This is a genomic window from Zunongwangia atlantica 22II14-10F7 (genome assembly GCF_002094855.1).
GTDB lineage: Bacteria > Bacteroidota > Bacteroidia > Flavobacteriales > Flavobacteriaceae > Zunongwangia > Zunongwangia atlantica.
The window spans coordinates 1-1,214 of record NZ_ARYN01000064.1 but is presented as its reverse complement, the minus strand read 5'-3'; the positions used below and the strand labels follow the sequence as shown (position 1 = coordinate 1,214).

Annotated in this window: 1 protein-coding gene and 1 pseudogene; both read left to right on the top strand. The window is 43.1% G+C overall.

Features of this window, described 5'->3' with window-relative positions:
• The coding region (locus IIF7_RS20570; protein ID WP_084843555.1) for a Mu transposase domain-containing protein at positions 1-1,035 on the top strand (1,035 nt) is incomplete at its 5' end.
• Positions 1,036-1,059: 24 nt separating this feature from the next.
• Positions 1,060-1,214 (top strand): annotated as a pseudogene (locus IIF7_RS21290) (ATP-binding protein); the annotation flags it as partial.

Genomic DNA, 1,214 nt, shown 5'->3' with positions numbered 1-1,214 from the left:
TGCGTTTTGGGCAGTAGCCAATATACCTATGTGGAAGCCTCGCCGAGCCAAAAGAAAGAAGATTTTATACGTAGCGTGGAGAATGCACTTTGGTTTTATGGAGGAGTACCCAATGCCCTGGTACCTGATAACCTGAAATCCGCGGTAACCAAAGGGAGCCGTTATGAACCCAAGGTCAATGAGACCTTCTCTGATTTTGCGGAATATTACGAAACCGCTGTACTGCCCACAAGAACATATAAGCCCAGGGATAAGGCCATCGTAGAGAACGCTGTACGGATAATATATACCAGGGTATTTGCACCGCTACGCCACCAGACCTTCCATAGCGTGCCAGCAATCAATAAGGCCATACTCGAACTTCTGAAAACACATAATGAAATGTCCTTCCGGGGAAGAGAGTACTCCCGACGTTCTTTATTCGACGAGGTGGAGAAACAGGAATTAAAATCTCTGCCCTTAAAGCGATATGAGATAAAAGCCTACGCCAATGGTACCGTGCACAAGAACAGTCACATCTATTTTAGTAAAGACAAGCATTACTATAGCGTACCCTACCAGCATATAGGAAAACGTATCAAAATTATCTACTCCGATAGCCTGGTGGAGGTATTCTATAAATTTGAACGCCTGGCTGCACATCCAAGAGAGAAAAAGAAATACGCCTATACTACGGTTAAGGAACACATGCCATCACACCATAGGTTTGTAAGTGAATGGAGCTCTGAAAAATTTATCGCCTGGGCAGCTCATATCGGAATACACTGTAAAGCGTATATCATTGAAATACTGGATAAAAAACAACATCCGGAACAATCCTATAAATCCTGTTTAGGTATACTACACCTGGCAAAGAAGGTAGGAAACCTGCGCCTGGATAATGCTTGTAAGAGAGCTTCTGATTATGGGGCATATAATTACAACATTATTGATCGCATCCTTAAAAAAGGCTGGGATAATCTCGATGAAAACCTCGAAGAGGAAATAGTCCTGCCCGATCACAAGAACATCCGGGGAGGCCATTATTATAAATAGAAAGAAACCAGTAAAACCAAGTATATGAATACGCAAACCTTAGAACAAATGAAACAATTAAGGCTCCACGGCATGATCAGGGCCTTTAGCTCCAGTTTATCCCCGCAGAGCGTGGATTACACTAATGATGAACTCATAGCTTATCTCATTCAGTCAGAATGGGACGATCGCCAGAACCG